Annotated in this window: 7 protein-coding genes; 3 read left to right on the plus strand and 4 right to left on the minus strand. The window is 59.2% G+C overall.

From position 1 onward, the window contains the following. Window positions 1-48: 48 nt before the first annotated feature. Together CEC48_RS19200 and CEC48_RS19205 are read left to right on the plus strand one after the other, a co-directional pair. The gene (locus CEC48_RS19200; RefSeq protein ID WP_088425168.1) at window positions 49-1,209 is read left to right on the plus strand and encodes a cysteine desulfurase family protein; all 1,161 of its coding nucleotides are present in this window, start codon (window positions 49-51) and stop codon (window positions 1,207-1,209) included. Between the two features lie 36 nt (window positions 1,210-1,245). Beyond that, the gene (locus CEC48_RS19205) at window positions 1,246-3,054 is read left to right on the plus strand and encodes an aminopeptidase P family protein (RefSeq protein WP_088425169.1); all 1,809 of its coding nucleotides are present in this window, start codon (window positions 1,246-1,248) and stop codon (window positions 3,052-3,054) included. Here the strand turns inward: CEC48_RS19205 and CEC48_RS19210 are convergent. Further along, window positions 3,051-3,641, minus strand: a complete 591-nt coding sequence (locus CEC48_RS19210) for a 2-hydroxychromene-2-carboxylate isomerase (protein WP_088425170.1) — start codon at window positions 3,639-3,641, stop codon at window positions 3,051-3,053. The two genes, CEC48_RS19205 and CEC48_RS19210, sit on opposite strands and share 4 nt — an antisense overlap. A 35-nt stretch (window positions 3,642-3,676) precedes the next feature. Beyond that, complete coding sequence (locus tag CEC48_RS19215) at window positions 3,677-4,408, minus strand: SDR family oxidoreductase (RefSeq protein ID WP_088425171.1); 732 nt, start codon at window positions 4,406-4,408, stop codon at window positions 3,677-3,679. 89 nt (window positions 4,409-4,497) lie between these two features. On the opposite strand from CEC48_RS19215, the gene CEC48_RS19220 reads away from it, so the two are divergent. Continuing rightward, entirely contained in the window at window positions 4,498-5,058 is a 561-nt protein-coding gene (locus tag CEC48_RS19220) for a TetR/AcrR family transcriptional regulator (protein ID WP_088425172.1), read from the plus strand. A 12-nt stretch (window positions 5,059-5,070) separates the two neighbouring features. On the opposite strand, the gene CEC48_RS19225 is transcribed toward CEC48_RS19220, so the two are convergent. Both CEC48_RS19225 and rhtA read right to left on the minus strand, forming a co-directional pair. Further along, window positions 5,071-5,352, minus strand: coding sequence for a hypothetical protein (locus tag CEC48_RS19225; protein WP_088425173.1), 282 nt, complete (start codon window positions 5,350-5,352; stop codon window positions 5,071-5,073). A gap of 167 nt (window positions 5,353-5,519) precedes the next feature. Beyond that, a complete protein-coding gene (gene rhtA / locus CEC48_RS19230) occupies window positions 5,520-6,407 on the minus strand; it encodes a threonine/homoserine exporter RhtA (RefSeq protein WP_088425174.1) in 888 nt (295 codons plus the stop codon). Window positions 6,408-6,725: the final 318 nt, after the last annotated feature.

Genomic DNA, 6,725 nt, shown 5'->3' on the forward strand with positions numbered 1-6,725 from the left:
CCCCTGAGACGCTGCTCTCGGGAACATGCTCTGCGAGTCTTTAACGTCATGAATAAACGTCCGCTGTATTTCGACTACGCCGCCACCACGCCGGTGGATGAGCGGGTCATCCAGGTCATGGTCGAATGCCTGGGCTTTAATGCCAACTTCGGTAACCCTGCGTCCAGTTCCCATGCGTTCGGCCAACAGGCCCGGCAAACGGTTGAGCAGGCGCGGCGTCAGGTGGCCGAACTGGTCGGTGCCGAGCCGGCACACATCGTCTGGACCTCCGGTGCCACCGAGTCCAACAACCTCGCCATCAAGGGCGTTGCCCAGGCGCGCGGCGTGGCCGGTGGGCACATCATCACCAGCCAGATCGAACACAAGGCCACGCTCGACACCGCTCGCCAGTTGCAGGAAACCGGGGTTGCCGTGACGTACCTGGTGCCGGATGCCGAGGGGCTGATCAGCGTCGAGGCGGTGAGCGAAGCACTGCGTGAGGACACCTTTTTGGTGTCGCTGATGCTGGTGAACAACGAGTTGGGCACCCTCAATGATATCCAGGCGATCGGCGCGCGAGTGCGTGAGCACGGGGCGTTGTTTCACGTGGATGCAGCGCAGGGCGCGGGCAAGGTCGCGATTGACCTGGCCGAATGGCCGGTGGACCTGATGTCGTTTTCCGCCCACAAACTCTATGGCCCCAAGGGCATCGGCGCGCTGTACGTCGGCCCGCGTGCGCAGCAGAAAGTGTTGGCGCAGATTCATGGCGGTGGCCATGAGGGCGGCTTGCGTTCCGGCACCCTGGCGACTCATCAGATTGCCGGCATGGGCACTGCGTTCGCCCTGGCGGCGGCCTCCTTTACTGAAGAGAAGGCGACCATTGTTGCCTTGCGCGAACGCCTGCTGGAACAACTGAATACAATTTCCGGTGTGCGCCTCAATGGCAGCCTTACCCAGCGTATTCCCCACACCTTGAGCCTGACGTTCAGCGAGGGCGAGTTCAACTCCGCCGCCTTGAGCGCAGGCATTGCCTTCTCGGCCACTTCGGCCTGCAATTCGGCGAGCAATGCACCGTCCCACGTGCTTTTGGCGCTTGGCCATGATGCCCGCAGTGCAAGTCGCACCATTCGCCTGAGCCTCGGGCGGTTTACCACCGAGCAGGACATCGATCAGGCGGTACAGCTGATCAAGGCCGCATTGGCCAGCGCACCGGCTTTTTGGGCCGTTTGACCCCATAACAATTATTAGTGGTTAGCAGGAGACACGATGAGCACACAGCCTTTGACCCATGGAACGGTTCCCCAGCGCCTGGCGCGCACCCGCGAACTGATGAGCCGCGAGGGCATTCATGCCCTGTTGGTGCCGTCGGCCGACCCGCACTTATCCGAATACCTGCCGGGTTACTGGCAGGGGCGCCAGTGGTTGTCGGGTTTTCATGGTTCGGTGGGCACGTTGATTGTCACCGCGGATTTCGCCGGTGTATGGGCAGACAGCCGCTATTGGGAACAAGCGACCAAGGAACTCAAGGGCAGCGGTATCGAGTTGGTCAAGCTGCAACCCGGCCAGCCCGGGCCGCTGGAGTGGCTTGCAGAGCAGACGCCGGAAGGCGGCGTGGTAGCTGTGGACGGTGCGGTCATGGCCGTGGCGTCGGCGCGCACCCTGGGCAGCAAGCTGGAGGCACGTGGCGCACGCTTGCGCACGGATATCGACCTGTTGAATGAAGTCTGGCAAGACCGCCCAACCCTGCCGAACCAGCCGATCTATCAACACCTGCCACCTCAGGCCACCGTTAGCCGTGGCGAAAAACTTGCGGCCCTGCGCGAAAGCTTGAGCGAGAAGGGCGCCGAGTGGCATTTCATTGCGACCCTGGACGACATTGCCTGGCTGTTTAACCTGCGTGGCGGGGATGTTTCGTTTAACCCGGTGTTTGTGTCCTTTGCCTTGATCGGCCAGCAGCAGGCGACGCTGTTTGTGGCCTTGAGCAAAGTCGATGCCGAGCTTCGCGCCGTGCTGGAACAGGATGGCGTGACCCTGCGTGATTACAGTGAAGTCGCGGCTGCGTTGAAGGCCGTTCCGTCGGGTGCCAGCGTACAGGTCGACCCGGCACGGGTGACCGCCGGTTTGCTGGAAAACCTCGGCAGTGGCGTTAAGCTGATCGAAGGCCTGAACCCGACCACCTTGGCCAAGTCGCGCAAAAGCTTGGCGGACGCCGAGCATATTCGTCAGGCCATGGAGCAGGATGGCGCGGCCTTGTGCGAATTCTTCGCCTGGCTCGACAGTGCGCTGGGTCGTGAGCGCATCACCGAACTGACTATTGATGAACACCTGACGGCCGCACGTACCCGTCGCCCGGGTTATGTGTCGTTGAGTTTCAACACGATTGCCGCGTTCAACGCCAATGGCGCGATGCCGCACTACCACGCAACAGAAGAAGAACACGCGCTGATCGAAGGCGATGGCTTGCTGCTGATCGACTCGGGCGGCCAGTACCTGGGCGGCACCACCGATATCACGCGGATGGTGCCGATAGGCACGCCAAGCGAAGAGCAGAAACGCGATTGCACGCGGGTGCTCAAGGGTGTGATTGCTTTGTCCCGCGCACATTTCCCCAAGGGCATTCTTTCGCCGCTGCTGGACTCCATTGCCCGAGCGCCGATCTGGGCTGAAGGCGTGGACTACGGCCACGGTACCGGTCATGGCGTCGGCTACTTCCTCAATGTGCATGAAGGCCCGCAGGTGATCGCCTATCAAGCCGTCGCTGCACCGCAAACGGCGATGCAGGCTGGCATGATTACCTCCATCGAACCGGGTACTTACCGTCCGGGCCGTTGGGGCGTGCGCATCGAAAACCTGGTGTTGAACCGTGAAGCGGGCAAGACCGAGTTTGGCGAGTTCCTCAAGTTCGAGACACTCACGCTATGCCCGATCGACACCCGTTGCCTGGAGCCGTCGTTGCTGACGGTGGAAGAGCGCCAATGGTTCAACGACTACCACGCGCACGTGCGTGAGCGCCTGAGCCCGCTGCTCAGTGGCGCGGCGTTGGAATGGTTGCAGGTGCGTACGGCCGCTATCTAGCTCAGCGCTTCGCGCACAAAGTCCAGGCGATCCTGGCCAAAGAACAGCTGGTTGCCGACAAACATGCTGGGAGCACCGAATACGCCGCGCTGTATGGCGTGCTCGGTGTTGTCCTTGAGGGTGGCCTTGACGTCGTCTTCATTGGTCAACACCCGAACCTCTTCGGGATCAAAACCATTTTCAGTCAGCACCGCGGCTACCACCGTGGGGTCTCCCAAGTGACGGCCCTCCACCCAAAGCGCGCGGAACAGGCAGTCGATGAAATCCAGAAAACGTTCGGGCTGGTGTATTTGAATGCCGGCGACTGCGCGCATCAACATCAATGTATTGATGGGGAAGTGCGGGTTGAACTTGAGCGGGACGTTGTAGCGCTGGGCGTAGCGCGCCAGGTCCTGAAGCATGTAGCGGCCTTTGGCGGGAATGGTGATTGGTGACGCATTGCCGGTGGCCTTGAATACGCCGCCCAACAACATTGGTTTGTAAATCAGCTGGGCGCCGGTTGCCGCGCACAGGCCCGCAAGCTGGGTATAGGCCAAATAGGTGGCAGGGCTGCCGAGGTCGAAGAAAAACTCCACGGTTTTACTCATGCGGGGTACTCGCTGTTTATTGTTATGGGGTGTGCTTACCAGGGTTCATTCCAGGGGCGCAGGTCCAGCTCGAAGGTCCAGGCGTCCCGGGGTTGGCTGTGCAGGTACCAGTAGTTATCGGCGATGTGCTCGGGGTTGAGAATGCCGTCCTGATCCTTGAGGGCGTACTTTTGCGGGAAGTTTTCACGGATGAAGTCGGTGTCGATGGCGCCATCGACTATCAAGTGGGCGACGTGGATGTTCCTCGGGCCCAGTTCGCGGGCCATGCTTTGCGCCAGTGCGCGGATCCCGTGTTTGGCGCCTGCGAACGCGGCAAAACCGGCGGCGCCACGCAGCCCGGCGGTGGCACCGGTAAACAGGATGGTGCCGCGATTACGGGTAACCATGCGCTTGGCCACTTCGCGCGCATTGAGGAAGCCTGAGAAACAGGCCATCTCCCAGATCTTGAAGTACTTGCGGGCGGTTTCTTCGAGGATGCTGCATGGCACATTGGCGCCAATGTTGAATACAAAGGCTTCAATGGGGCCCAGCTCTGTTTCAATCTGTTCGATCAGCGCGATAACGTCTTCTTCCTTGCGGGCATCGCAGGCAAAGCCATGTGCCTCGCCGCCAGCCGCCTGGATGCTTTCCACCAAGGGTTGCAGTTTATCGGCGCTGCGCCTCGTAACGCATGCGACGTAACCTTCACGGGCGAAGCGCTTGGCGATGGCGCCACCTGTGGCATCGCCGGCACCCACTACCAGTACGATTTTCTTGTTGTTCGTCATGGGAGATCCTTTAGTAAACGATCGTTTGCCAAACGAACGTTATGCTATGATCCGGCAGGCGTCAAGCTGACAACCCAGTGAGGGAAGCAATGCGATATTCGGCCAGTCACAAGCAGGAAACCAGAGAGAAGCTGCTCGATAGCAGTGCAGCCCTGGCGAAGAAAGAAGGGTTTGCCAGCGTCGGCGTGGATGGCTTGATGAAAGCCATTGGCATGAGTGGCGGTGCGTTTTATAGCCACTTCGCTTCGAAGGACGAATTGTTCAGCTCGATTGTCGAGCGTGAATTGAGCCATAGCCTCGAGCGCTTGAATGGCAATGGGGGGCAGAGTCGGGAGCGGCTGGATCGCTGTTTGAAGTTCTACCTGAGCATGGCCCATGTGGAGCAATCGGAAGCGGGCTGTGCGTTGCCGAGCCTGGGGGCGGAGATTGCGCGATCTGATGTGGCGGTGCGCCAACAGGCGCAGGACTGGATTTGTCGACTGCAGGCAGGCTGGGCGGCAACGCTGGGCAGCGATGATCTTGCGTGGGCGATTTTGTCGCAATGCATCGGCGCCCTGGTGGTGGCGCGGATGATGGTCAGCTCGCAGGTGCAGGCGCAGGTCCTGTCATCGAACTACGAAGTGCTCAGCCAACAGCTGTCGAGCCTGTAAGGGCGTCGACAGTTACTTGCAGATAACAATCATGCTTCGGCTGGTGTAGCCCGCAGGGTTGAGGCCGAACGGGTAGTCTCCCGGGTCTTCGGCGTTGTCACCTGACTTGGCGATAACTTTATAGCCTTTGGCGCCGCATGAGCTGGCTGCACTGGCGTAGCACTGGTCCCAGGAGGAGGACAGGCCCGAGCAGTTAATATGCAGCCCCTTTTTTCCCCTTTTCACTTCGGTCTTGGTCGTCGCGGCACAACCTGTGATTGCGACGATCATGAGCAGTATCAAAATTCGCTTCATTCCTATCCTTAATAGCCGCCTCGCTTAACTGCGCGAAGCTGGCTTTGCTCGCTCTCGAGTGTAGCGTTCATGATGTCCTTATCGAAATTCTCCATGAGTGACGCTGGGTTACGGCCTAAACATGGCCTAATTGAGCGGCAAATACCAGAGCTACGTCAAATCCAGAATCAGTCGGCAGGCACCAGCGGCTTTGATTCGTTACGCATGGTCAGGGTTGCGCCGACCGAAGCCAGGATAATGCAGGTTATGGCCAGCCACTGCGCCAGGGAGAGGTGTTCCTGAAGGAAGAACAGACCTGACAGAGCGCCGAACGCTGGCTCGATACTCATCAAGGTGCCGAATGTGCGGGCCGGCAGTCGAGTGAGCGCGACCATCTCTAGTGTGTAGGGCAGGGCGGTGGATAAAACGGCAACACCAATGGCGATCGGGATCAGCGAGGGCGTGAGTAATGCAGCGCCCGCGTGGACAATCCCGATCGGCGCGACAAACAGTGCGGCAATCATTACGCCGAGGGCGGCGGTCTGTACGCCATTGTCGGCGCCTGCCTTCTGGCCAAACAGAATGTAGAGTGCCCAGCACACGCCTGCGCCCAGAGCGTAGGCAGCGCCTGTGAGGTCAATGCCGCTGCTGGCTTCTCCCACGGGAATCAACAACAGGAGGCCCACGATTGCCAAGGCTATCCAGAGAAAGTCTACGGCGCGTCGCGAAGCATAGATGGCCACTGCCAGTGGGCCGGTGAATTCGAGGGCTACTGCGATTCCCAGGGGAACGGTCCGTAGCGACATATAGAAGAGGAAGTTCATTCCGCCCAGCGCCATTCCGTAAACGATGACCGTCTGCAACGACTTGGCTGTCAGCTTTGCGCGCCAGGGACGTAATAGAAGCAGCATGATCACGCTGGCGAAAATCAGGCGCAGGGTGGTTGTGCCTTGAGCGCCTACAATGGGGAACATGCTTTTGGCGAGCGATGCGCCTGACTGAATAGAGGCCATGGCGATGAGTAGCAGGCCGACGGGAAACAATGTCGAGGCCAGGCTACGGGGTGAAGTGGTCATTGGAGGTGTTCGTCCGAGGTCGTATTAAAGAGGCAGAAGTGGCTATGATGCTTAACTGTTAGGCGTTGAGCAATATATTGCTCAAGTTGTTCGGCATTCCTCTATATATAGACGGATTCTGTGATTGTCGGGATAGATTGATAGAAATCCTGAATTAAGGGTTGACGGCAGATTCTGGAAGTCTATAATTCGCCCCACTTCCGGCGCAGTCGAAACGGAAAACTCCTTGGTAAACAAAGAGTTATGTAGGTTTCGACAGCGAGCTGCTTCAGATCATCGAAGCCCAGAAGGAGTTAGTAAGGTCGTGTTGTTTAGCCC

The sequence above is a fragment of the Pseudomonas sp. K2I15 genome (assembly GCF_002204795.1).
Classification (GTDB): domain Bacteria; phylum Pseudomonadota; class Gammaproteobacteria; order Pseudomonadales; family Pseudomonadaceae; genus Aquipseudomonas.